The organism is Streptosporangium minutum, assembly GCF_002149035.1.
In the GTDB taxonomy this organism is placed as follows: Bacteria; Actinomycetota; Actinomycetes; order Streptosporangiales; family Streptosporangiaceae; genus Streptosporangium; species Streptosporangium minutum.
On the sequence record NZ_NGFP01000142.1, the window covers coordinates 1 to 23,920 of the forward strand.

Below are 23,920 nucleotides of genomic sequence, written 5' to 3' on the forward strand. Positions count from 1 at the left end.
CCCCCACACGCAAGGAGGCAGCCGTCGTGCATCGACGCTTTCTCATTTCCGCCACCGCCGCCCTCACGGCCGCGGCACTGACCGCCTGCACCGCGGGCAAGGAGAGCGCACCCGCGCTCGGGGCCCAGCCCAAGCCCTCGGGCTCCGCCTCCGCCTCCCTCCCCGCCGCCGCCATCGAGCTGTGGCACGGTTTCTCGGCGCCCGCCGAGGTGAAGGCGTTCGAGGACGCCGTCGCCGGGTTCCGCCAGAAGTTCCCGCAGATCACCGTCAAGCTGGTCAAGGGCGTCCAGGACGACCAGATCACCCAGGCGGTGCGCGGCGGGAAGGCCCCGGACGTCGCGTCCTCCTTCACCACCGACAACGTCGCGCAGTGGTGCAAGAGCGGAACGTTCCAGGACCTCACTCCGGTGATCAAGCAGGACGGCATCGACCTGTCGGTGCTGCCGGAGGCCTCGCGCTCCTACACCGAGTTCGGCGGCAAACGCTGCGTGATGCCGCTGCTCGCCGACGCCTACGGGCTCTACTACAACAAGGCCCTGATGAAGGGCGCCCAGCCGCCCAAGACGCTGTCGGAGCTGACCGAGCTCACCAAGAAGCTCACGGTCCGCGACGCGGACGGGACCATCAAGGTCGCCGGTTTCATCCCGAGCTTCGAGTACTACGAGAACACCGCCTCGCACCTGGCCCCCATGGTCGGCGCCAAGTGGTACAACCCGGACGGCACCTCGGCGATCGGCTCCGACCCGGCCTGGAAGCAGCTCCTGCAGTGGCAGAAGGAGCTCGTCGACTGGTACGGCTACGACAAGCTCGACAAGTTCCGCAAGAGCCTGGGCCAGGAGTGGTCGGCCGACCACCCGTTCTACAAGGGCAAGGTCGCCATGGTGCTCGACGGCGAATGGCGCAACGCCATGATCGCCAATGAGGCCAAGGACCTGGAGTACGGCACCGCGCCGCTCCCGGTCGCCGACGACAAGCCCGACCTGTACGGCAGCGGCTTCACCGCCGGCACGGTGGTCGGCGTGCCCAAGGGCGCCAAGAACCCGCAGGCCGCCTGGGAGCTGGTGAAGTATCTGACCACCGACACCGCCGCCCTGGTCACCCTCTCCAACGCCCTGCGCAACGTGCCCACCACCAAGGCCTCGCTGGAGTCGCCGGACCTGAAGAAGGACGCGAACTTCCAGACCTTCATCGACATCTTCTCCCACCCCAAGACCAGCACGATGCCCTCCAGCGTCAACAGCACCTTCAACCAGGAGGCGATCCAGGAGTTCATGCACCAGTGGGAGAAGGGCTCGGTCAAGGACATCGACGCCGGGCTCGCCGGGGTCGACAAGCGTGTCAACGACAAGCTGAAGCTCTCCGGGGGCTGATCCTCGATGAGCGTCACCCACGCGGCGGCGCCCCCGCGGGCGCGCCGCGAGGGCCGCAAGGCCCTCCTCTGGATGTCACCCTGGCTGATCGGGTTCGCGGTCTTCTTCGTCTACCCCCTCGTGGCGACGGCCTACTTCTCCTTCCACCGCTACGACCTGTTCACGCTGGAGTTCACCGGCCTGGACAACTACCGCTACTTCTTCCATGACGACCGGGCCTGGATCTCCATCAAGAACACGCTGTGGCTGGTGGTGTTCATGGTCCCCGCGCAGGTTCTCTTCGGCCTGGCCGTGGCCCAGCTCCTCACCCGCCTGAAGGCGGGCGCGGGCTTCTTCCGCACGGTGTTCTACCTGCCGTCGCTGGTGCCGCTGGTGGCCGGGACCGTCTCCTTCGTCTTCCTGATGAACCCCTCGGGGCCGCTCAACCAGATCATCGAGTTCTTCGGGATCGCCGCCCCCGACTGGTTCGGCGACAAGGACTGGGCCAAGCCCGGCCTGACCCTGCTGGCCATGTGGGGCATCGGCAACACGATGATGATCTTCCTCGCGGCGCTGCTGGACGTCCCCAAGCACCTCTACGAGGCCGCGGCCATCGACGGGGCGAGCGGATGGCGGCAGTTCCGGAGCATCACGCTGCCGATGATCTCCCCGGTGCTGATGTTCTCCACGGTCACCGGCGTCATCTACGCCCTGCAGTACTTCACCCAGGCGATGATCGCCTCCCGGGTCGCCGCCGGGGTCACCGACTCCCCCGGCAGCAGCTTCGTGCCCGGCTACCCGGAGATGTCCACGCTGACGCTGCCCCAGTGGCTGTTCCACGCGGGCTTCCGCGACTTCAGCATGGGCTACGCCTGCGTGCTGGCGCTGCTGCTGTTCGCGGCCTCCATGATCTTCACCCTCGTCCTGCTCCGCCAGTTCCGCGCGTTCACCGACGACGAAGGAGGCAACCGGTGACGACCACCCTGGCCACCAGGCCGCCCGCCGCCGCCGCCCCCGCCCGCCGTACGGGCACGCGCGGCGGCCGCGTCCGCAGGACGCTGTACTGGATCGCCACCCACGCCCTCGCAGTGGCGCTGTCGTTGATGTTCATCGGCCCGCTGGTGTTCGTGGCGCTGACCGCGCTGATGACCGACGACCAGGCGCTCACCGGCGAGCTGTGGCCGGACAGCTGGAACTGGGGCAACTTCGCCGAGGTGTTCGCCAGGTCGCATCTGCTGGGCTGGCTGGGCAACACGTTCATGTACGCCGGGCTCGGCACCCTGTTCATGCTGCTGTCGTCGGTCCCGGTGGCCTACGCGATGGCCCGGTTCCGCTTCCGGGGCAGGAAACTGGCCTTCCTGGCGGTCATCACGATGATGATGCTGCCCCCGCAGGTCATCGCCGTCCCCGTCTATCTCATCTGGGCGCGCTTCGAGCTCACCGGCACGCTGTGGCCGCTGATCCTGCCGATGCTGCTCGGCGACGCCTTCTCCATCTTCCTGCTCCGGCAGTTCCTGATCACGATCCCCAGGGAGTACACCGAGGCCGCCCGCGTGGACGGCTGCTCGGACTTCTGGACCCTGATCAGGGTGATCCTGCCGATGGCACGGCCGGCGATCGCGGCGGTGGCCCTGTTCCAGTTCTTCTACTGCTGGAACGACTACTATGGGCCGCTGCTTTACGCCCAGATCAACGAGGAAAACTGGACGCTCTCCCTCGGGCTGGCGTCCTTCCGGGCACTGCACAGCGTGCAGTGGAACCTCACCATGGCGGCGACCCTTCTCGTCATGGCCCCGGTGATCATCGTGTTCTTCTTCGCCCAGAGAGTCTTCATCGAAGGCGTAACGCTGACAGGAGTAAAAGGGTGAAACTCGCCGTTGTCGGGGGCGGCTCGACGTATACGCCGGAGCTGATCGACGGATTCGCCCGGCTCCGGGACGAGCTCCCCCTCACCGAGATCGCGCTGGTCGACCCGGACGTCCGCCGGCTGGAGCCGGTCGCCGGGATGGCCCGGCGGATGCTGGCGCGCGCCGGTCACCCGGCCGGGGTCGTCGCGACCGCCTCGGTCGAGGAGGGCGTGGCCGGGGCGCAGGCCGTCATGCTCCAGCTGCGCGTCGGCGGCCAGGCGGCGCGCAACGTGGACGAGACGCTGCCGCTGGAGTGCGGCTGCGTCGGCCAGGAGACCACAGGCGCGGGCGGCCTGGCCAAGGCGCTGCGCACGGTCCCTGTGGTGCTGGACATCGCCGAGAAGATCCGCCGGCACGCGCCCGACGCCTGGATCGTCGACTTCACCAACCCGGTGGGCATCGTCACCAGGGCGCTGCTGGAGGCCGGCCACCGGGCCATCGGCCTGTGCAACGTGGCCATCGGCTTCCAGCGCCGCTTCGCCGCGAACCTGGGGGTCGCCCCGGAGCGGATCTCCCTGGGCCACGTGGGCCTGAACCACCTGACCTGGGAGCGGGCCGTCCACCTGGACGGGGTGGACGTGCTCCCGCAGCTGCTGGAGAGCCACGGCGAGGAGATCGCCCAGGACATCGGCCTGACGGCCGGCCTGATCCGCCGCCTCGGCGTGGTGCCCTCCTACTACCTGCGCTACTTCTACGAGCACGACCTCGTGGTGGAGGAGCAGAGGACCAAGCCCTCGCGCGCGGCGGAGGTCGCCGCGATGGAGGCGACCCTGCTGGAGATGTACACCGACCCGTCGGTGGACACCAAGCCCGAACTGCTGGAGAAGCGCGGCGGGGCGTTCTACTCCGAGGCCGCGGTGGCGCTGATCGCCTCGCTGCTCGGCGACCGCGGCGACACCCAGGTGGTCAACCTGCGCAACGACGGCACGCTGCCGTTCCTGGCCGACGACGCGGTCATCGAGGTCCCGGCCAGGATCACCGCGGCGGGGGCGGCGGCGCTGCCGGTGGACCCCGTCGAGCCGCTCTTCGCCGGGCTCGTCGCCCACGTCACGGCCTATGAGACGCTGGCGCTGGAGGCGGCCCTGCACGGCGGTGAGCAGCGCGTCTCGGACGCGCTGCTGGCCCACCCGCTGATCGGTCAGGCCTCGCTCTCGGACGACCTGGCCCGGCGCCTCATCGACGCCAACCGCCAGCACCTGCCCTGGGCGACCACGTGAGAACCGTCCTGGCCGTGGACGGCGGCAACAGCAAGACCGACGTCGCGCTGGTCGGCGAGGACGGCTCCGTCCTGGCCACCCGCCGCGGCGCGGCCTTCGAGCCGCAGAGCGCGGGGGTGGGCGTCGCGATCGACGTGATCGGCGACGCCGTACGGCTGCTCGGCCCGGACCTCGTGCCGCCGTTCGCCGACCACGTGGCCGCCTACGTCGCCGGCGCCGACCTGCCGGTCGAGGAGGAGGCCATCCGCGACGAGATCCTCGCCCGCGAGTACGGCCGGGACGTGGTGGTCGGCAACGACACGTTCGCGCTCCTGCGCGCCGGGGCCTCCGGGCCCGCGGGCGTGGCCGTGGTGTGCGGTGCGGGCATCAACGCCGTGGGGGTCTCCCCCACCGGGGAGGTGGCCAGGTATCCGGCCCTCGGCCGGCTCACCGGCGACTGGGGCGGCGGGATGGGGCTGGGCGAGGAGACGCTCTGGCACGCCGTCCGGGCCGAGGACGGCCGGGGCCCGGCCACCGCGCTGGACCGCGCGGTCCGCGAGCACTTCGGCACCCGCACCGTCGAGGAGACGGCACTGGCCATCCACTTCGGCGACCTGTCCCCGTCCAGGCTGCACGAGCTGGTGCCGGTGCTGATGGCCGTCGCCGCCACCGGCGACGAGGTGGCCCGCTCGATCGTGGTCCGGATGGCCGACGAGGTCACCGTCCTCGCGGTGGTCGCGCTGCGCCGCCTGGACCTGCTGGGCACCCCGATGGAGGTGGTCCTGGGCGGCGGCGTGCTGACCGCCCGCGACCCCCTGCTGAGCGACCTGATCGAGCGGCGCTTCGCCGAGCAGGCGCCCCAGGCCAAGCTGATCGTCGCCGACGTCCCGCCCATCATGGGCGCGGCCCTGCTCGGCCTGGACGCCCTCGGCGCCACCGAGGAGGCCAAGACCCGCCTCCGCGCCCACTTCCACGCCATGGCGTGAGCGTGCCGGGTACGGCTCCCGCCGCGGCGGGAGCCGTACCCGTGCCGCGTCGGGGCGCGGTGAACCGTCCGGAGGCGCCGGTGAACGGGGACGCCGGTGAACGGGGGCGCCTTCCCGAGGAGGTTCCCGGAACCCCCGTAGGTTCCCGGAGCTCCGTGGCGGACGATCCGGCAGGTGCCCGGCCCTCGCGCCGCCGCCGCGCCCGCATGACGCCGCGGGCTCGGCCGGCACCGGACCGCCGGAGAGGCGGGAGGTCTCAGGCGGGGTCGTCCGGCTTTCCGGTGTCCGGGTCGACCAGCTCGGGGGCGCGGTGTTCGTACGGCGTGCTGAGCACCACCGTCGTCCGGGTCGAGACATTGGCCGCGCTGCGGATCTGGTTGAGCAGCTCCTCCAGGGCGAGCGGCGACGCCACCCGCACCTTGAGGATGTAGCTCTCGTCCCCGGCCACGCTGTGGCAGGCCTCGATGGCGCTCAGGTGGGCCAGCCGTTCGGGGGCGTCGTCGGCGGCGGCCGGGTCGATCGGCTTGATGGACACGAACGCGGTGAGCGACAGGCCGATCGCGTCGTAGTCGACCAGCGCGGCGTATCCCCGCACCACCCCGCGCTTCTCCAGCCGACGCACCCTCTGATGCACCGCCGACACCGACAGCCCGGTCTCCCTGGCGAGGTCGGTGAAGCTCATCCGGCCATCCCTGGCCAGCAATGTCACGATCCGGCGGTCGATCTCCTCCACCCGATCAACGGTAACGGCACCCGGTGGCCGTCCGCGCCGCCCCATGGTCACGGCATGGTCCCAACCACGATCGTCTCCCGCCCGGCCGCCATCGGGCTCAGCCGTCCTCACCGGCGGCCACCGGCACCGCCTCCTGCACCGTCCCCTGCGGCGTCTCCTGCACCGTCTCCTGGAGCGGTGACACCGTGACGGGCAGGGTGACGACGAAGCGGGCCCCACCGGTGTAGTCGGTGTCGAGCCAGATCTTCCCCTGATGCTGCTCGACGATCTTCCGGCAGAGCGCCAGGCCGATCCCGGTGCCCCCGTAGGCGTCGCGGTGGTGGAGCCGCTGGAAGATGATGAAGATCTTCTCCGCGAAGTTGGGGGCGATGCCGATGCCGTTGTCGGTCAGGGTCATCCGCCACTCCCCGTCCTGCTCCTCGGCCTCGATCCGGATGTGCGGCCGGCGGCCCGCGTCGCGGAACTTCAGGGAGTTGCCGATCATGTTCTGCCAGAACATCACGAACTGGGTCCGGTCGCCGACGATCACCGGCAGGTCGCCGACGTCGATCTCGGCCTCGGACTCCTCCACGGCGGCGGAGAGGTTGACCAGCGCCCGGTCGACCACGTCGTTGAGGTCCATCTCGACGGGCTCCTGGTGGACGCGGCCCACCCGGGAGAAGGTGAGCAGCTCGTTGATGAGCACCTGCATGCGCTTGGCGCCGTCGACGGCGAAGTCGATGTAGGTGTTGGCCCTGTCGTCGAGCTGGGAGGCGTAGCGCTGCTGGAGCATCTGGCAGAAGGAGGCGATCTTGCGCAGCGGTTCCTGCAGGTCGTGGGAGGCCACGTAGGCGAACTGCTCAAGCTCGGCGTTGGAGCGCTTCAGCTCCTCGGCCTGCGCCGCGATCTGCTGCCGGGAGGCGCGGGCCTCCTCCAGCTCGCTGACGATCCGCCGGCGCATCGCCTCCATGTCACCGGCCAGCGCGGCCAGGTCCGCGGGCCCGCCGGTGTCGACGTGGTAGTCGAAGTCACCGCCGGTGACGCGGCGTGAGGCGTCGCCCAGGCGGGCGAGGGGGTTGAACACCGCGATCCGCAGCAGCATCGCCACCGTGATGACGGTGACCAGGAAGGCGACCAGGATGGCGAAGAAGGTCACGTCCCGGATGGTGCGGGCGACGGCCAGCTCGGCGCGCGCGGCGTCCCTGGCCCGGTCCCAGGCGGCGTTCTGGTCGTCGAGCGCGCCGCGGACGGCGTCGAAGGCCCGCTTGCCGCCCTCGGCCTGCCCGGCGCTGACGGTCTCCGGTCCGGCGGCGCGCACGTGCTCGATCACCGGTTCCGCGTAACCGGAGCGCCACTGGGCGCTCAGCCGGTCGACCGCCTCCAGGGCCGGCAGCGCTCGCGCCCTCGACGCCACCGTCCGGATCTGCGACGACGCGACGAGCTGGCTGCGCTGCCCGTCCTCGTACGGCTTGAGGAACTCCTCCTTGCCGGTGAGGACGAAACCCCGCAGCCCGGTCTCCTGGTTCACCAGGGCCGTCTGCATGCGCTCCGCCTGGATCCTGCCCACCGAGATCTCGTCGATGAGGCGGTCGGACGCCTGCGCGGCGTTCCGCAGGACGACGGCGCCGATCACCGCCGACAGGCCGAGGAGCACCGCCATGGCCAGCAGCACGACGTTGAACCACGTCTGCGCGCTCCAGCGGCGCCGCCCGGAGTCAGCCGGGCGCGCATGGTCGGTGGTCATCGAATTCCCATCTCACGGAACCTTGGTGTGCCTGAAGCCACGGAAACCCGGTAGCTGACGAAAGATACCGGAACGGGGCACTTCTTCAGCATGCGATCGCCCCCTTCGACCGCCCTCCGCCACGCGCCCGCCACGGCGAGGCTGCGAAGCTGGTGCGGCCGGTACCGTCACACTGACCACGGTGATCGGCTCGTACGCTCTGGGAGGTAGTCGTGTCCGACGAGTTCGACGTGATCGTGATAGGCGCCGGCCCCGCGGGCGAGAACGTCGTGGCCCGCGCGGCCCGCGGCGGGCTGAGCGCCGCGGTGGTGGAGGAGGAGCTGGCGGGCGGGGAGTGCGCCTACTGGGCCTGCATCCCCAGTAAGGCCCTGCTCCGCCCGGTGGAGCTGGCGGCGGACGTCGGCCGGATGCCCGGCCTGGCACTGCGGCCGATCGACGTCGACGCCGTGCTCGCCCGGCGCGACGAGGCCGTGTCGCACCTGGACGACGGCAACCAGGTGCAGTGGATCAAGAACGTCCCGGCGGAGTTCTTCCGGGGGCGCGGGCGGCTGCGGGGCCCCAGGCAGGTCGAGGTGACCGCCTCCGACGGCTCCACCCGCCTGCTGCGCGCCCGGCACGCCGTCGTGCTGGCCACCGGCAGCCGGCCGGTGATCCCGCCGATCCCCGGGCTGGCGCAGGCCTCACCGTGGACGAACCGCGAGGCGACCGGCGTCCGCGCCGTCCCGAGACGGCTGGCCGTGCTGGGCGGAGGCGTGGTGGCCTGCGAGATGTCGCAGGCCCTGCACGGGCTCGGCGCCGAGGAGACGACGATGCTGGTGCGCGGGCATGCGCTGCTGGGCCGGATGGAACCGTTCGCCGGAGAGCTCCTGGCGGCCTCGCTCCGCGACGGCGGCGTCCAGGTGCGCACCGGCTCCCAGGTGACCGGGGTCGAACGGCGAGAGCCGGGCGGCCCGGTGACCGTCCACCTCGCCGAGGGCGCGCCGGTGGAGGCCGACGAACTGCTGGTGGCCACCGGCCGCAGGCCCGCGACCGGTGATCTCGGGCTCGGCTCCGTCGGCCTGCCGGACACCGATCCGGTCCGGGTCGACGACAGCATGCGCGCGACCGGCGTCGCCGACGGCTGGCTGTACGCCGTGGGCGACGTCAACGGCCGCAACCTGCTCACCCACATGGGCAAGTACCAGGCGCGGGTGTGCGGCGACGTCATCGCGGCACGGGCGCGGGGGGAACGTGACGACCTGCCCGCGATGCGGGACACGGCGGACGGGTACGGGGCGCCGCAGGTGGTCTTCACCGACCCGCAGGTCTGCGCCGTCGGCCGGACCGAGGCCGCCGCCAGGGCCGAGGGGTTCGACGTGCGCGTGGTCGAGTACGACCTGGGCGCGGTGTCGGGGGCCTACCTGCTCGGCGACGACTACCGGGGCAGGGCCAAGGCCGTCGTGGACGAGGACCGGCGCGTCCTGCTGGGCGTGACGTTCGCCGGGCCGGACGTGGCCGAGCTGCTGCACTCCGCGACGGTCGCGGTCACCGCCGAGGTGACGCTGGACCGGCTCTGGCACGCCGTACCGTCCTTCCCGACGGTGAGCGAGGTCTGGCTGCGGCTGCTGGAGGAGTACGGGCTCTGACCCGTGGGCGGGGCGGCACGGACGAGGCGAGGCGGTCCGCTCCCGTGCTGCCGCGCCGTCCGGCTCCCGCCCATGGCGGTGACCGCCCGGCGCCCGCCTCCCCGGCGCCCGGCGCCGAGTGCCACGGCCGCCCCTCGCTCCGCGGGCCGGGAACTCCACGGTGTCCCCGATCGGCGCCGCGGGCGGAGAGTCCCGTGGCATCGGGCCGTTCCCCTGCGCACCGCTGGTTCTCCCGGCGATGTTCATGACTTGACCATGAGAAAAGACAATTGTTTGACCTGTTTGTCATAATTCCGACACGACAGATAGGCAATGTGAAAGTCACGGGGCCGGACAGGCGGATTTCCGCGACAGTCGGGGGGCGAGATGGCAGCCATGGACAGGGCCATGCACATGGGCCGGCGCGAGACGCACGGGCAGATCGACTTCCGGGCGCTGGACCGGCGGGAACGCCTCTTCATGAGCCGGATGCCCGCCGAACTGGCGCTGGGCATGATCCTCGCCCTGGCCGGTGGATCACTCACCCGCGTGCTGCCCGGCGACGTCGTCGCGGCCTACGACCCCTACCTGTACGGGCTGCTGGTCCTGGGCATGACGCGCGGCTCGCCGCAGGCCGGTTGGGCGGCCCTCAACGGCGCCCTGACCGTCGCCGGGCTCGCGGCCGGCCATTTCACCGCCCACGCCCTCGACCACTCCGAGAGCATGCTCAGCCACGCCGGCGACTGGAAGGCCGCGCTGGGCGTCACACTGATCGCCTTCGGCCTGGCCGGATATCTCAGCCGCCGGCCGGACGCCGCCGGCGACATCACCGTGGGACTGCTCAGCGGCCTGCTGCTGTTCACCCTGGTCGCCCAGCGGGCGGCGAGCCCGTCCCCGGACGTCTTCCCGGCCGCCGGGCCATGGGCGCTCCTCACCCCGCTGGCCCTCGGCCTGTCGATGCCGTTCCTGCTGCGCCCGGGCACCGCGGCGCGCGCCCGCACCGCGCTCACCGCCCTCACCTGTGTCGCCGCCTCCAGCGCGGCCCTCCTCCTGCCGCCCCTCCTCTAGCAGGCCGCCGGACCCCGGGACATGGGCGAGGGCCTCGTCCCGGTCCTTGGGCACCCCGAGCGCTACCCGGGGTCCGGCTTCACGCGGGCCTCGGCGTACGGGATCCCCCCGTCCTCCGAGGTCCCCGGCGAGGCCATGATGGCGCTCGTGCCCGGCGGCACCATCGTCTACGCGGCGCCTTCCGGCGTCCGACCCGGCGGGCCCCGCACGGGAGACCTCCCGCGCGGGGCCCGCCGGCGGTGCCGCCTACCGCGTGAGGGCGCGGCTGATCACCACGCGCTGGACCTGGTTGGTGCCCTCGACGATCTGCAGGACCTTCGCCTCCCGCATGTAGCGCTCGACCGGGAAGTCCTCGACGTAGCCGTAGCCGCCGAGAACCTGGACGGCGTCGGTGGTGACCTTCATGCACACGTCGGTGGCGAACAGCTTGGCCATGGCCGCCTGCGTGCCGTACGGCCGGCCCGCGTCACGCAGGCGGGCGGCGTCGAGATAGAGGGCGCGCGCGGCGGCGATCTGGGTGGCCATGTCGGCGAGCATGAAGCCGACCCCCTGGAAGTCGGCGATGCGCGAGCCGAACTGGCGGCGCTCCTTGGCGTAGCCGGTGGCGGCGTCGAGGGCCGCCTGGGCCACGCCGACGGCGCAGGCGGCGATGCCGAGCCTGCCGCCGTCCAGGGCGGCCATGGCGATGCGGAAGCCCTCCCCCTCCGCGCCCAGCAGCGCGTCGGAGGCGAGCCGTACCGAGTCGAAGCGGACCTGGGCGGTCGGTGAGGACCTCATCCCCATCTTCCGCTCGGGCAGGCCGTACGACAGCCCCTCGGTCCCGGCGGGAACGTGGAAGCAGGAGATGCCCCGCCCGCCGTCGTCGGAGGTGCGGGCCATCAGGGTGTAGAAGTCGGCGACGCCGCCGTGGGTGATCCAGGCCTTCACCCCGTCGACGACGTAGCCGTCGGCGCCGGGCACCGCGCGGGTGACCAGGGCGGCGGCGTCGGACCCGGACTGGGGCTCCGACAGGCAGTAGGCGCCCAGCCACTCGCCGCCGAGCATCTCCGGCAGCAGCGCGGCGCGCTGCGCCGCGGTGCCGTAGGCGGCCACCGGGAAGCAGGACAGGGTGTGCACCGACAGGCCGAGACCGACCGCCAGCCAGCCTGCCGCGAGCTCCTCGACCACCTGGAGATAGACCTCGTACGGCTGCGCGGCGCCACCGTGCTCCTCGGGGTAGGGCAGTCCGAGCAGCCCGGCCCGGCCCAGGGTGGTGAACACCTCGCGCGGGAAGCGGCCCGCGGACTCGTCGGCCGACGCCCGGGGTGCCACCTCCTTGGCGATCAGCTCACGGACCAGCTCCAGCAGGTCGCGGGCCTCGGCGGTAGGCATCACACGTTCAACGGTCATTTCCGCACACTCCAGGTCATGGACGTGGACGACAAAGGGGGGACGACAAAGGGGGGTGACCGGGGTCACCGGCCACCCCGATTGTGACACTTGTTACACGATGACGAGTTCGCGAGGCCGGTGGTTGACCCGCTCGCCGCCCTCCTCGGTGCAGACCAGGATGTCCTCGATGCGGGCGCCGTGCGCTCCGCTCAGGTAGATGCCCGGCTCGACGGAGAAGGCGAAGCCCGGCGCCAGCGGCTCGGTGTTGCCCGCGACGATGTAGGGCTCCTCGTGGGTCTCCAGGCCGATCCCGTGGCCGGTGCGGTGGATGAAGTGCTCTCCGTAGCCCTCGGCGGCGATCACCTCGCGCGCCGCGGCGTCGATCGACTCGCACGACACGCCCGGCCGTACGGCCGCGCAGGCGGCTTCCTGGGCGCGCTGGAGCACCTCGTAGTACTTCACGAAATCGGCGGGGGGCTCCCCTACGGAGTAGACCCGGGTGGAGTCGGAGCAGTAGCCGCTGGGCATCTGCCCGCCGATGTCGACCACCACCGGCTCGCCCGCCCGGATGACCCGGTCGGACAGCTCGTGGTGCGGGCTGGCGCCGTTGGGTCCGGAGCCGACGATGACGAAGTCGACCGTCGAGTGCCCGGCCGCGATGATCGCCTCGGCGATGTCCCTGCCGACCTCGCGCTCGGTCCGGCCCGCCCGCAGGAATGCGGGCACCTGTGCGTGCACGGCGTCGATCGCGGCTCCCGCCTCGCGCAGCGCGGCCACCTCCGCCGGGCTCTTGCGCATGCGCAGCCCGCGCAGGACGGTCCCGGCGAGCACCTGCTCCGCTCCGGGGATCGCGTCACGGAAGCGCAGCGACTGCATCGCCCACATGCGGTCGGCCAGGCCGACCTTGCCCGCCTTGCCCAGCCGCGCGCCGACGACCGCATAGGGGTCGTCGGTCTCGTCCCAGGGCACGAACTCGATGCCGAGCCTCGACGCCGGGGAGTGCTCGGCGGCGGGCAGCTCCAGGCGGGGCACCATCAGGAAGGCCTCACCCTCCGCAGGCAGCACCAGGCAGGTGAGGCGCTCCAGCGGCAACGCCTCGTAACCGGTCACGTAGCGGAGATCGGGGCTCGGCGTCAGCAGCAGCGCGTCGAGGCCGGCCGCGGCGGTCGCCTCCCGGGCGGCGGCCAGGCGGGCGACGGGATACAGGTCAGAGGACTCCATTGTCACACCGACCAATCTAATAGTGGACGGATCCGGATCACACCCGGCCCCGGAGCGCGCGAGAAAGTCCGGGAAAAACCATCGGAGCGGCGACGACATCACTACACTCCGTTGAAGGACGATCACATTTTGTCGACAGGATGTCCGTAAGGCCCCACATTCCGAGAGCGAGCTACATGGTCGGCGTAGTGGGCGGCCACCAGCCACCCCTCCCCCCACGAAACGACCTCGTGACCGGTTCCGCCCCGCTGACCGCGGCAGAGATGGTGCAGCGGTTGCGCGGAGAGCTGGACGAGCACATGGCCGTGGAACGACAACTTCTCACCGCACGGCTGGCACACGCCGAGCGGCTGGGCAACCTCGGCTGGGCCGAATGGAACCTCCATACCGGAGAGTCCGTCTGGTCCGACCGCGCCTACGCCATCTTCGGCCGCGATCCCGGCGAGGGGCCCATCCACCTGCGCGATCTGGTCGCCTACGTCGAGGCCGTGGACCAGGCCGACCTGGATCGGCTGCTGCGGGCCGTCGTGCACGGCTCCGAGGCCGGGCAGGCCGAGTTCCGCATCCGCCGCCAGGGAGAGGTGCGCAACCTGCGCGCGGCCCTCGAACCCGTCGCGACCGGCGGGCGCACCGCCGTGCACGGCGTGATCCAGGACATCACCGGCCGGCGCCGGGCCGAGCGGATCATGTCGGAGTCCCGGCGCCAGCTCCTGGAGGTCCGCGAGCAGGCCGCCGAGGAACGGCACCTCAGCGTGGCCCTGCGGGACGCGATCATGCCCGACCTCGGGGCCGCCGTCGAGCTGCCCCACGCGCGGATCGAGGTCCGCTACGTCCCGGCGGGCATGAAGGCGGGCCTCGGCGGCGACTGGTACGACGCCAGCTCCCTGCCCGACGGCCGGGTGGTGCTGACCATCGGCGACGTGTCCGGGCACGGCCTGCCCGCGATCGCCCAGATGGCCCGGCTGCGGCACTCGCTGATCGGGCTGGCGATGACCGGCGAACCCGCGGACAAGCTGCTGACCTGGCTCAACACCTTGGTGATGCACCGGCTGGCGGAGACCACCGCGACCGCGGTGATCGGCCATCTCGACCCGGCCACCCGCGTGTTCACCTGGAGTCAGGCCGGCCACCCCGCGCCGATCCTGATCCGCGCCGGGAGGGCCGTCCAGCTCGATCCGCCCGCCGGGGTGCTGCTCGGCGCCACGCTCACCGTGCCGTACGAACCGGCCAGCGTGCAGCTGCTGGAGGGAGACCTGCTGCTGCTGTTCACCGACGGGCTGGTCGAGCGGCGCTCCCGTGACATCGACGAGGGGCTCGCGCTGGCCCTGACGGCGGCGGCGGACCTCACCGGGGACGACCTGGAGGCCGGGCTGGACCGGCTGATCCAGAGGGTCGGCGGCCCGAACCCCGAGGACGACACGTGCGTGCTGGCGATCGGCGTGCTTGGTTAAATGGTCGCCATGCCCGGCCTGATGCTTCTCGACACCCCTTCCCTCTACTTCCGCGCCTTCTACGGGGTGCCGGAGTCGATGACCGCCCCTGACGGCATGCCGGTCAACGCGGTCCGCGGCCTGATCGACATGATCGCCATGCTGATCCGGCAGCACTCCCCCGGCGAGCTGGTCGCCTGCATGGACGCCGACTGGCGTCCGGCCTTCCGCGTGGCGGCGATCCCGACCTACAAGGCGCACCGGGTCGCCTCGGGCGACGTCGAGGAGGTCCCCGACACGCTCGCCCCGCAGGTGCCCGTGATCGAGCAGGTGCTCGACGCGGTGGGCATCGCCCGTCTCGGCGTGCCCGGCTACGAGGCCGACGACGTGATGGGCACCCTCGCCGTCAGCGCCAAGGGGCAGGTGGACATCGTCACCGGCGATCGGGACATGTTCCAGCTCGTGGACGACGCCCAGCCCATCCGCGTCCTCTACACCGCCAGAGGGGTCAAGAACCTCGACCTCGTCGACGAGGCCGCCGTCGCCGCCAGGTACGGCGTCCCCGGCCGCTCCTACGCCGACTTCGCCACCCTGCGCGGCGACCCGAGCGACGGCCTGCCGGGCGTGCCCGGGGTCGGCGACAAGACCGCCGCCGCGCTGATCACCCGGTTCGGTTCGCTGGAGGCGCTGCTCCGGGCCGTGGACGAGGGCGGCGACCTGACCGCGGGCCAGCGCGCCAAGCTGAGCGCCGCCCGCGACTACCTCCGGGTCGCCCCCGCGGTGGTCCGGGTCGCCCGCGACGTGCCGATCCCGGAGCTGGATCTCGCCCTCCCCGGCCGGACGCGCGATCCGGAGGCGCTGGCGGCCCTGGTCGAGCGCTACGGCCTGGGCGGCCCCATGGGCCGCCTGTCGGAGGCCCTCTCGCAGGCCTCTCCCGCCTGACCCGCTTGTCCGGCCGCATCCGGGGAAGACGTAGTACTTCGGCACCCGCGCGCGGAGGATGACGGGATGGACAGATCGATGGTTCGAGCACGGCCACGGGTCCGGCGGCCTGTTCGCGGCGGCCCGCCGGAGCATCCGGTGAGGTCGCCATGGCGGGTGACGGTAGGTTGATGCCCGTGCCTCACAAGAGCATCCGGATGCCCGGAGAGTCCCATCCGCGGCTCGACGACGGTTTCGAACGGATCCGCCGGGAGCTGAAGCTGCCGGAGGGGTTCCCCCGAGCCGTGACCGACGAGGCCGAGTGGGTCGCCGAGGTGCCCGCGCTGCCCGCGCTGGACCGGACCGACCTGCCGTTGATCACCGTCGACCCGCCCGGCTCCATGGACCTGGACCAGGCCATGCACCTGGAGGAGCGCCCCGGCGGCTACCGCGTCTGGTACGCCATCGCCGACGTCGCGGCGTTCGTACGGCCCGGCGGGGCGATCGACACCGAGGCCCGCAACCGCGGCGAGACCGTCTACATGCCCGACGGCCGGGTGCCGCTGCATCCGGCGATCCTGTCGGAGGGCGCCGCCAGCCTGCTGCCCGGGATGACCAGGCCGGCCGCGCTGTGGTGCGTCGACCTGGACGCCGACGGCCAGATCGTCGGCGCCGACGTGACCCGGGCGCTGGTGCGCAGCCGGGAGCGGCTCGACTACGACTACGTGCAGGCGGCGGTGGACACCGGCACCGCCGACGGCACGTTGCGCCTGCTGGCCGAGATCGGCCGGCTCCGGCTCGCCCTGGAGCGGGCCCGGGGCGGGGTCACCCTGCCCACCCCCGAGCAGGAGGTCGTCCCCGACGGGGACGGCTACCGGGTGGAGTTGCGCGCCGCGCTTGAGGCCGAGGCCTGGAACGCGCAGATCTCGCTGCTGACCGGCATGGCCGCCGCCTCGATGATGCTGGACGCCGAGATCGGCCTGCTGCGGGTGCTGCCGCCCGCCCCCGCCGAGAAGGTCGCCCAGGTCCGGCGGGTGGCCGCCGCGCTCGACGTGCCGTGGCCGGAGGGCGCCTCCTACGGTGACGTCGTGCACGGGCTCGACCCGAAGATCCCCGAGCAGGCCGCGTTCCTGGAGGAGTCCACGGTGCTGCTGCGCGGGGCCGGATACGTGGCCTTCAACGGCGAGCCGCCCGTCCAGGCGGACCATGCCGCGGTGGCCGCGCCGTACGCGCACGTGACCGCGCCGCTGCGCCGGCTCATCGACCGCTACGCCACCGAGATCTGCCTGTCGATCGCGGCGGGCGAGCCGGTGCCCGAGGAGATCCAGAAAGCGATGGGCGACCTGCCCGGCATCATGCACACGACCGGGCGGCGCGCGAACGCCGTCGAGCGGGCCTGCGTGGATCTGGTGGAGGCGTTCGTGCTGCGCGAGCGGGTGGGCCAGGCGTTCGACGCGGTGGTGATCGACGTGGACGGGGACCGTTCCTGGGGACAGGTGCAGATCACCGATCCCGCGGTGGTGGCCCGCTGCGACGGCGAGGGGCTCGTGCTGGGCGAGGCGGTCCAGGTACGGCTGACGCGCGCCGACCCCGCCACCCGAGAGGTCCGCTTCAGCCTGGCCTGAACGGCTCCGGACACGTGGAGAGGCCGCGCCCGGGGGCTCGGGCGCGGCCTCAGCCGCGGGAGGACGGCTTTACTTCTTCAGGCTCCAGCCTGCGCCGACACCCGCCAGGTGCAGCGCGACGGCGAGCAGTCCCGCGAGGGCGAGCGTGGTGACGGTCACGACGCTGCCGACGGCCACACCGGCGAGCTGGAAGATCAGTGCGAGGACGAACAGCAATGCTGCGGCGAGGGCGAACATTCCTACCTCCCTGGGCAGGGGTCCAAAGGGTTCGCCATAGGGATGTCCACCGCGATCACCTGGGAAACAGCCCGCGAGGTTACGTTGCGCGCACCAGCGGTCACGAGGTATTGACCGGGCGGTCAGTTAACCGGCCGGCCCGGCGGGACCCCGCGCGGGGACGGCGGGCTCTCAGGTGAGGGAGGAGTAGGCCACCACCCCGCGCCGGAGCGCGTCCATCGCCTTGCCGGCGTTCTGCTTGACCTTGCTGCTCTTGGGAGCGGCGTCGGAGATCTGGCCGAGCAGGTCGAGCAGCTGCTTGATCCAGCGGACGAAGTCGCCGGCGGCCAGCTCGGCCCCGTTGACCCCGTCCCTCAGCACGGCGTCCAGGTTCTGGCCCTTGGCCCAGCGGAAGGCCGCCCAGGCGAACCCGAAGTCGGGCTCCCTGATGAAGGACAGGCCGTGGTCGCCCTCGATCGACTCCAGCTCGCCCCAGAGCCTGACCATGTCCCCCAGCGCCTTCTGCACGCCGCCCGCCGGGATCCTCGGCTGGCGGGCGTCGTCGGCCTGCCTGGACTCGAAGACCAGTGAGGACACGACGGCGGCCAGCTCGGCCGGGTCCAGCTCCTCCCAGAGCCCGGCGCGCAGGCACTCGGCGGTGAGCAGGTCCAGCTCGGTGTAGAGCTGGGCCAGGCGGCGGCCCTCGGCGGTGACGCTCTCGCCCTCCAGGTAGCCGAGCTGGTCGAGCACCCCGCAGACCTTGTCGAAGGTGCGGGCGATGACGTGGGAGCGCCCCTCGACCCGGCGGCGCAGTCCCTCGGTCTCGCGCAGCAGCTTGTAGTAGCGCTCGGCCCAGCGGGCGTGGTCCTCGCGCTCGTCACAGCCGTGGCAGGGGTGCCGGCGGATCGCCGTGCGCAGGCGGTTGATCTCGTCGTCCTCGGCCGCGTGGTCGCGTGCCCTGGCCGGCTTGCCGAAGTCGCGGTCGCCGATCTTGGCGTGGACGGAGGCGATCAGGTTGGCCCGCTCCTTCGGCGAGCGCGCGTTGAAGTTCTTCGGGATGCGCAGATGCTCGACCGGCTCCACCGGGACCGGGAAGTCGGCCGGCGACAGCTTCTTGACCTGCTTGCCGATGGTCAGCACCAGCGGGGCGGGGCCCTCTCCCCGGGAGTTGAGACCGGGGTCGAGGACGACCGCCAGACCGGCGCGGCGCCCGCCCGGGATACGGATGATGTCACCCGGTTTGAGCACCTCCAGCGAGCGGAGCGCCTGCGCCCTGCGGGCCGCGCCGCGCTGGCGTGACAGCTCGGCCTCCCGGTCGGACAGCGCCCTGCGCATCGCGGCGTACTCCTCGAAGTCGCCCAGGTGGCAGGTCATCGCCTCGCGGTAGCCCTCCAGGGCCTCCTCCGCGCGGCGCACCTGCTTGGCGATGCCCACCACGGCCCGGTCGGCCTGGAACTGGGCGAAGGAGGACTCCAGGAGCGTCCTGGCGCGCTCCCTGCCCACCTGGCCGACCAGGTTGACCGCCATGTTGTAGGAGGGGCGGAAGCTGGAGCGCAGCGGGTAGGTGCGGGTGCTGGCCAGTCCCGCGACCTGCAGCGGGTCCATGCCCGGCTGCCACTGGACGACGGCGTGACCCTCCACGTCGATGCCGCGCCGCCCGGCCCGGCCGGTGAGCTGGGTGTATTCGCCGGGCGTGAGGTCGGCGTGGGTCTCGCCGTTCCACTTGTCGAGCTTCTCGATCACCACGGAGCGGGCGGGCATGTTGATGCCCAGCGCCAGGGTCTCGGTGGCGAACACGGCCTTGACCAGGTTGCGGGTGAACAGCTCCTCGACGACCTCCTTGAAGGCCGGGAGCATGCCCGCGTGGTGGGCGGCCAGGCCGCGCTCGAGGCCGTCGCGCCATTCGAGGTAGCCCAGCACGGCCAGATCCTCGTCCGGCAGGTGCGCGGTGCGCTCGTCGACGATCTGCCGGATCTGGTGGCGTTCGGCGTCGGTGGTGAGCCGGATGCCGGTGTGCAGGCACTGCATGACGGCCGCGTCGCAGCCGGCGCGGGAGAAGATGAAGGTGATCGCCGGGAGCAGGCCGCCGGCGTCGAGGCGCTCGATGGCCGCCGCCCGGTCGGGCGGGGCGGCCCTGCGCGGGCGGGAGTAGCCGCGGCGGCCCCTGCCGTACGACTGGCGCTCCTCGTCCTTGGCGATCCGCATCAGGTGGGGGTTGACCTGCGGCCGACGGCCGTCCTCGTCCGCCACGAACAGGTCGTACAGGCGGTTGCCGACGAGCATGTGCTGCCAGAGCGGGACCGGGCGGTGCTCGTCGACGATGACGCTGGTGTCGCCGCGGACCTCACCCATCCACTCGCCGAACTCCTCGGCGTTGCTGACCGTGGCCGAGAGGGCGACCAGCCGCACCGACTCGGGCAGGTGGATGATCACTTCTTCCCAGACCGCGCCGCGGAACCGGTCGGCCAGGTAGTGCACCTCGTCCATGACGACGAATCCGAGGCCCGCCAGGGTGCCGGACCCGGCGTAGAGCATGTTGCGCAGGACCTCGGTCGTCATGATGACGATCGGGGCGTCGCCGTTGATGCTGTTGTCGCCGGTGAGCAGGCCGACGTTGGCCGCGCCGTACCGTCTGACCAGGTCGTTGTACTTCTGGTTGGACAGCGCCTTGATCGGGGTGGTGTAGAAGCACTTGCGGCCCTGCTCCAGCGCGAGGTGGACCGCGAACTCACCCACGACGGTCTTGCCGGACCCGGTCGGGGCGGCCACGAGGACTCCGTCGCCCGCCTCCAGCGCCCGGCAGGCGTCCAGCTGGAAGTCATCCAGATCGAAGTCGTACAGACCGCGGAACGAGGTCAGCGCCGGCCCGCTGTCGGCCTGGCTCTGACGGAAAGCAGCGTAGCGTTCCGCTGGGGTCGTCATACCCTCCACCCTACCGATATCGGGATTCCGGTCCGTCCCCGAGTACGCGGCCCGTCAAGTGATCGCCAAGGACGCGATCGGACCGCGGGAGCGGGGCCGAGCCGCGGGAGCGGGGCCGCGGGGGCGAGGCTGGGGTCCGCGCCGCGGCGTCGGCGTGGGGCCGCTCAGGCGAGCACGCGCAGCGATCCCGGGACGATCTCGCAGGTGAGCGGGGTGGGCCCGACCCGCTCACCGTCGGCGTAGACGATCGCGCCGGGGGCCTCCAGGGTGACCCGGCGGGCGCGGAGCATGGTGACGGCGGGGTGACCCGCGTGGGACCCCTTGTAGACGCGGGGGAAGGCGCGCAGGAACTCCCCCCTGGGCACCGCCCCGAGGATCGTCACGTCCAGCAGGCCGTCGTCCGGGAGGGCGTCCGGGCACACCCGCATCCCGGCGCCGTAGGAGCGGGTGTTGCCGACCGCGACCAGCATGGCCTCGCGTTCGATCACCTCTCCGTCGAGATCCAGCCGGAACGGGACCGACCGGAAGGAGCGGAGCTCCTCGGCCAGCGCGAGCAGGTACTTCGCCATGCCGGGCGGCCAGGACATCCCGTTGGCCCGCTCGTTGACGCGGGAGTCGAAGCCGCAGGAGACCACCCCGACGAACCACTCGTCCTTGCCGATCTTCGCGGCGTCGATCGTACGGGCCTCGGCCCTGAGCACGACGTCGGCGGCGGCGAGGGTGTCCTTCCTCGGCAGGCCGAGCGCGCCGGCGATGTCGTTGCCGGTCCCGGCGGGGATGATGCCCAGCGGGACGTCGGTCCCGGCGACCGCCTGGACCGCCAGGTGGGCCAGGCCGTCCCCGCCGAAGGCCACCAGTGCCTCGGGGCCCTCGGCGACAGCGGTGCAGGCGCGTTCCAGTGCGTCGTCCGCCGACTCCCCGACGATCACCGAGACCTCGGAGCCCCCCTGCCGGAGCCTGTTGAGCACCGGAGCGAGCAGGCCTCGCGAGCGGCCGCCACGGGCGAGGGGGTTGACGAGAACAGCGATCTCTCCGGGCACAGACCGGAACTTATCGCCTATTTGATCGGATCAGTATCCGTCGTGTTCAAATCGAGAGGAGAAAGGTCCTCCGCGAGCGGGGACGCCTCGTCATCCGACAGATGGGAGAAGTCCTCGCCCTTCGGCGCCCTCCGCTCCCGGAGATACATGAACCCCTCGGCGAGGGCGAACAGCACGACCATGGGGATGGCCAGCGCGATCATCGAGAACGGGTCGGTGCTCGGGGTGGCGAGCGCGGCGAAGAGGAACATGATGAAGATGACCATGCGGCGGTGCTTGGCCACCGTCGCGCGCGGCAGGACGCCGATCACGTTCAGGAACACCATCAGCAGCGGCAGCTCGAAGGAGACGCCGAAGATGATGAGCATCACCAGCGCGTAGCTCAGGTAGTCGTCCATCTCCAGCAGCGGGATCGCGTTGGTGGGCGCGAAGCCGAGCAGGATCGCCAGGCCGGTGTCCATGATGAAGTAGGCCAGCGCGGCGCCGGCCAGGAACAGCGGGATCGCCAGGGCGAGGAAGGAGATCGAGTAGCGCTTCTCGTTGCGGTACAGGCCGGGGGTGACGAAGGCCCAGATCTGGTACAGCCACACCGGCGAGGAGAGCACCATCGCGAACATCGCCGCGACCTTCAGGTTGACGAAGAAGGCCTCGAAGACTCCGCGGATGGCGAACGTGCACTCGCCCTCCCGCAGCAGGTGCGAGACGGGCAGGCTGCAGTAGGGCTCGGTGATGAAGGTCCAGATGGGGTCGAAGAAGACGAACCCCACGATGATGCCCACGACCATGGCGAGCAGGACGATCACCAACCGGTTGCGCAGCTCACGGAGATGCTCCATGAGCGGCATGCGCCCCTCGGCCGAATCGGTGGACACCGACCCGTTCTGGCCCGGCTTGGGCCATTTCAGCAGCGCCATTCGCGAATCCCGGTCCGAGAGGTGAAGTGATCAGAGGCGGACTGAAGCCTACTGAGGCTTCGGAGCACCCGCCTGAGCGCGCAGCCTGGCCGCCTGCTCCTCCAGGGCACGGGCCTGCTCCTCCGCCGACGGCGCGGGCGCCGCCGTGGTGAGCGGCTGCGGGGCCGGGGCCGCGGGCTGGGGCTGCGCCTGGACGACCGTGGCCGTCGGGGCGTCGGCGTCGTCGTCATCGCGGAGCTTGGAGGTCTCCGCCTTGAAAATGCGCAGCGACCGGCCCAGTCCGCGAGCGGCGTCGGGCAGTTTCTTGGCACCGAACAGCAGCACCAGGATCAACCCGATGATGATCAGCTCAGTGGGTCCCAGGTTGGGCATGACACATCCTTAAGCCGAGCGACATGCAATCTCTGATCCCGATCGTACGCTCCCCGGGGCACAGACTCATCCCTTCGGAACCCGTATTGTCCCGACCTGCCCCCTGAACAGGGTATGTGCCGGCTCCAGCCGCCGCCGGGTCCTGTCCACCTCCCTGCCCAGCTCCCGGGCCGCCAGCAGCACCCGCACCCCCAGGAAACCGAGGACGACCAGTCCGGCGGTGGCCAGCGCGACCGCGGCGAAGATCCAGCTCATGTCGTGAGATCTTAACCTGGACGTCAGGAGACCGACTCGTAACGATTCAACGCCGACGTCGCGGCCTCCCGCACGCTCGCCGCCAGCGAGTCTGGGGAGAGCACCCGCCCGGTGTCGCCCAGGCGCAGCGCCAGCCGTACCAGCCAGCCCTGGTCGCGCGCCCGCAGCGCCACCCGCAGGCGGCCCTCGCCAAGCTCCTCCACCTGCTCGCACGGGTAGTATTCGGCGACCCAGCGGCCCGCCGGGGTCAGCTCCAGCTCCACCAGCTCGTCTGTCGGAGAGGGGCGGAACACCCCGGAGGTGACCTCGTCGGGCACCGCGCCGGCGGGCGGATCGGCGGCCACGTCGAGCACCTCGACGGTGATCATCCGGTCCAGCCGGAACAGCCGCACCGCCTCGGCCCGGTAGCACCAGCCCGACAGGTAGGAGCGGCCGTCCACCACGACCAGGCGCATCGGGTCGACCTCGCGCGGGGTCACCTCGTCGCGGCCCGGCACGTAGTAGCGCAGCGACAGCCGCCTGCCGCGCCGCAGCGCCTCGTTCACCGTGGGCAGCGCGTCAGGCGTGGCGTCCACCTCGACCGCGACCTGGCTGCTGACCGCGGCCGCGCCCTCCACCGAGGCCTGCTCGAACTTGGCGATGACCCGGGCCAGCGCGTCGCGCTCGCCGAACTCGGGCATCTCGGCGAGCATCCGCAGGGCCACCAGCAGCGCGCTGGCCTCGTCGACGCCCAGCCGCAGCGGGCGGGCGATGGTGTCGGCGTTGTCGATGACGATCTCGCCGCCGTCCCACGACACGTCGATCAGGTCGCCGGGGGTGTGGCCGGGCAGCCCGCACATCCACACCAGCTGAAGGTCGTCGATGAGCTGCTTCTCGCTGAGCCCGAAGATCTTCGCCACCTCGGGCACCTGGGCCCCGGGGTGCGACATCAGGTAGGGCACCAGCGCCAGCAGCCTGGGCAACCGGTCGGCCGTGCTCATGCTCCGCTCCACTCYGCGTCGGCGACGCCCCGCTCGCTCACTTGCCACGTCCTCGCCAGGCCCGGCCCCCGCCCGGTCTCCGCTCCC

21 protein-coding genes are annotated in these 23,920 nt (G+C 71.7%); 10 read left to right on the forward strand and 11 right to left on the reverse strand.

Annotated elements, in window-relative coordinates; translation table 11 throughout:
- The 5 genes from CA984_RS26890 to CA984_RS26910 all read left to right on the forward strand — a co-directional run.
- Positions 1-1,370, forward strand: a 1,370-nt coding sequence (locus CA984_RS26890; RefSeq protein ID WP_341351730.1) for an ABC transporter substrate-binding protein, incomplete at its 5' end; no start/stop codon positions are given.
- A gap of 6 nt (positions 1,371-1,376) precedes the next feature.
- The gene (locus CA984_RS26895; RefSeq protein ID WP_086576330.1) at positions 1,377-2,324 is read left to right on the forward strand and encodes a carbohydrate ABC transporter permease; all 948 of its coding nucleotides are present in this window, start codon (positions 1,377-1,379) and stop codon (positions 2,322-2,324) included.
- Complete coding sequence (locus CA984_RS26900) at positions 2,321-3,217, forward strand: carbohydrate ABC transporter permease (RefSeq protein ID WP_086576331.1); 897 nt, start codon at positions 2,321-2,323, stop codon at positions 3,215-3,217. Before CA984_RS26895 ends, CA984_RS26900 begins: the two co-directional genes overlap by 4 nt.
- Positions 3,214-4,473, forward strand: a complete 1,260-nt coding sequence (locus tag CA984_RS26905; protein WP_086576332.1) for a 6-phospho-beta-glucosidase — start codon at positions 3,214-3,216, stop codon at positions 4,471-4,473. Before CA984_RS26900 ends, CA984_RS26905 begins: the two co-directional genes overlap by 4 nt.
- Entirely contained in the window at positions 4,470-5,438 is a 969-nt protein-coding gene (locus CA984_RS26910; RefSeq protein WP_086576333.1) for an N-acetylglucosamine kinase, read from the forward strand. Before CA984_RS26905 ends, CA984_RS26910 begins: the two co-directional genes overlap by 4 nt.
- A 256-nt stretch (positions 5,439-5,694) precedes the next feature.
- On the opposite strand, the gene CA984_RS26915 is transcribed toward CA984_RS26910, so the two are convergent.
- Both CA984_RS26915 and CA984_RS26920 read right to left on the reverse strand, forming a co-directional pair.
- Positions 5,695-6,171 (reverse strand): Lrp/AsnC family transcriptional regulator, encoded by a 477-nt coding sequence (locus tag CA984_RS26915; protein ID WP_031161448.1) that lies wholly within the window; start codon positions 6,169-6,171, stop codon positions 5,695-5,697.
- A gap of 97 nt (positions 6,172-6,268) precedes the next feature.
- Positions 6,269-7,894, reverse strand: a complete 1,626-nt coding sequence (locus CA984_RS26920; RefSeq protein WP_086576334.1) for a sensor histidine kinase — start codon at positions 7,892-7,894, stop codon at positions 6,269-6,271.
- Between the two features lie 212 nt (positions 7,895-8,106).
- On the opposite strand from CA984_RS26920, the gene CA984_RS26925 reads away from it, so the two are divergent.
- Positions 8,107-9,519 carry a dihydrolipoyl dehydrogenase family protein gene (locus CA984_RS26925; RefSeq protein ID WP_086576335.1) on the forward strand — a complete coding sequence of 471 codons (1,413 nt, stop codon included), beginning with the start codon at positions 8,107-8,109 and terminating at the stop codon, positions 9,517-9,519.
- 366 nt (positions 9,520-9,885) lie between these two features.
- Entirely contained in the window at positions 9,886-10,566 is a 681-nt protein-coding gene (locus CA984_RS26930; RefSeq protein ID WP_133061785.1) for a hypothetical protein, read from the forward strand.
- 246 nt (positions 10,567-10,812) lie between these two features.
- Here the strand turns inward: CA984_RS26930 and CA984_RS26940 are convergent, their stop codons facing one another.
- Positions 10,813-11,955, reverse strand: coding sequence for an acyl-CoA dehydrogenase family protein (locus CA984_RS26940; RefSeq protein WP_086576337.1), 1,143 nt, complete (start codon positions 11,953-11,955; stop codon positions 10,813-10,815).
- Positions 11,956-12,048: 93 nt separating this feature from the next.
- A complete protein-coding gene (locus tag CA984_RS26945) occupies positions 12,049-13,158 on the reverse strand; it encodes a M24 family metallopeptidase (protein WP_086576338.1) in 1,110 nt (369 codons plus the stop codon).
- A 230-nt stretch (positions 13,159-13,388) separates the two neighbouring features.
- On the opposite strand from CA984_RS26945, the gene CA984_RS26950 reads away from it, so the two are divergent.
- The 3 genes from CA984_RS26950 to CA984_RS26960 all read left to right on the forward strand — a co-directional run bounded on the left by CA984_RS26950 (position 13,389) and on the right by CA984_RS26960 (position 17,134).
- Positions 13,389-14,609: a PP2C family protein-serine/threonine phosphatase gene (locus CA984_RS26950; RefSeq protein ID WP_242676191.1), complete on the forward strand. Its 1,221-nt coding sequence runs from the start codon at positions 13,389-13,391 to the stop codon at positions 14,607-14,609.
- 9 nt (positions 14,610-14,618) lie between these two features.
- On the forward strand, positions 14,619-15,530 hold the full coding sequence (locus CA984_RS26955) for a 5'-3' exonuclease (protein WP_341351731.1): 912 nt from the start codon (positions 14,619-14,621) through the stop codon (positions 15,528-15,530).
- Between the two features lie 170 nt (positions 15,531-15,700).
- Complete coding sequence (locus CA984_RS26960) at positions 15,701-17,134, forward strand: RNB domain-containing ribonuclease (protein ID WP_242676192.1); 1,434 nt, start codon at positions 15,701-15,703, stop codon at positions 17,132-17,134.
- A 69-nt stretch (positions 17,135-17,203) separates the two neighbouring features.
- Here the strand turns inward: CA984_RS26960 and CA984_RS46470 are convergent, their stop codons facing one another.
- The 7 genes from CA984_RS46470 to CA984_RS26995 form a co-directional block, all read right to left on the reverse strand.
- Entirely contained in the window at positions 17,204-17,371 is a 168-nt protein-coding gene (locus CA984_RS46470) for a hypothetical protein (protein ID WP_086576342.1), read from the reverse strand.
- 171 nt (positions 17,372-17,542) lie between these two features.
- Positions 17,543-20,272 carry a DEAD/DEAH box helicase gene (locus CA984_RS26970; protein WP_086576343.1) on the reverse strand — a complete coding sequence of 910 codons (2,730 nt, stop codon included), beginning with the start codon at positions 20,270-20,272 and terminating at the stop codon, positions 17,543-17,545.
- Positions 20,273-20,436: 164 nt separating this feature from the next.
- Entirely contained in the window at positions 20,437-21,312 is an 876-nt protein-coding gene (locus tag CA984_RS26975) for a diacylglycerol kinase (protein ID WP_086576344.1), read from the reverse strand.
- Positions 21,313-21,329: 17 nt separating this feature from the next.
- On the reverse strand, positions 21,330-22,226 hold the full coding sequence (gene tatC / locus CA984_RS26980) for a twin-arginine translocase subunit TatC (RefSeq protein ID WP_081937374.1): 897 nt from the start codon (positions 22,224-22,226) through the stop codon (positions 21,330-21,332).
- A 48-nt stretch (positions 22,227-22,274) separates the two neighbouring features.
- Positions 22,275-22,598: a Sec-independent protein translocase subunit TatA gene (tatA, locus tag CA984_RS26985; RefSeq protein ID WP_031161467.1), complete on the reverse strand. Its 324-nt coding sequence runs from the start codon at positions 22,596-22,598 to the stop codon at positions 22,275-22,277.
- A 66-nt stretch (positions 22,599-22,664) separates the two neighbouring features.
- A complete protein-coding gene (locus tag CA984_RS26990; RefSeq protein ID WP_086576345.1) occupies positions 22,665-22,853 on the reverse strand; it encodes a hypothetical protein in 189 nt (62 codons plus the stop codon).
- Between the two features lie 23 nt (positions 22,854-22,876).
- Entirely contained in the window at positions 22,877-23,833 is a 957-nt protein-coding gene (locus CA984_RS26995; RefSeq protein WP_086576346.1) for a helix-turn-helix transcriptional regulator, read from the reverse strand.
- Positions 23,834-23,920 lie beyond the last annotated feature (87 nt).

Excerpts from the sequence above, each read along its gene's own strand:
- CA984_RS26955 (WP_341351731.1), top strand. The coding sequence starts at position 14,619 with ATGCCCGGCCTGATGCTTCTCGACACCCCTTCCCTCTACTTCCGCGCC.
- CA984_RS26945 (WP_086576338.1), bottom strand. The coding sequence starts at position 13,158 with ATGGAGTCCTCTGACCTGTATCCCGTCGCCCGCCTGGCCGCCGCCCGG.
- CA984_RS26930 (WP_133061785.1), top strand. The coding sequence starts at position 9,886 with ATGGCAGCCATGGACAGGGCCATGCACATGGGCCGGCGCGAGACGCAC.
- tatA (WP_031161467.1), bottom strand. The coding sequence starts at position 22,598 with ATGCCCAACCTGGGACCCACTGAGCTGATCATCATCGGGTTGATCCTG.
- CA984_RS26960 (WP_242676192.1), top strand. The coding sequence starts at position 15,701 with ATGCCCGTGCCTCACAAGAGCATCCGGATGCCCGGAGAGTCCCATCCG.
- CA984_RS46470 (WP_086576342.1), bottom strand. The coding sequence starts at position 17,371 with ATGTTCGCCCTCGCCGCAGCATTGCTGTTCGTCCTCGCACTGATCTTC.
- CA984_RS26940 (WP_086576337.1), bottom strand. The coding sequence starts at position 11,955 with ATGACCGTTGAACGTGTGATGCCTACCGCCGAGGCCCGCGACCTGCTG.
- CA984_RS26920 (WP_086576334.1), bottom strand. The coding sequence starts at position 7,894 with ATGACCACCGACCATGCGCGCCCGGCTGACTCCGGGCGGCGCCGCTGG.
- CA984_RS26970 (WP_086576343.1), bottom strand. The coding sequence starts at position 20,272 with ATGACGACCCCAGCGGAACGCTACGCTGCTTTCCGTCAGAGCCAGGCC.
- CA984_RS26990 (WP_086576345.1), bottom strand. The coding sequence starts at position 22,853 with ATGAGCTGGATCTTCGCCGCGGTCGCGCTGGCCACCGCCGGACTGGTC.
- CA984_RS26895 (WP_086576330.1), top strand. The coding sequence starts at position 1,377 with ATGAGCGTCACCCACGCGGCGGCGCCCCCGCGGGCGCGCCGCGAGGGC.
- tatC (WP_081937374.1), bottom strand. The coding sequence starts at position 22,226 with ATGGCGCTGCTGAAATGGCCCAAGCCGGGCCAGAACGGGTCGGTGTCC.
- CA984_RS26995 (WP_086576346.1), bottom strand. The coding sequence starts at position 23,833 with ATGAGCACGGCCGACCGGTTGCCCAGGCTGCTGGCGCTGGTGCCCTAC.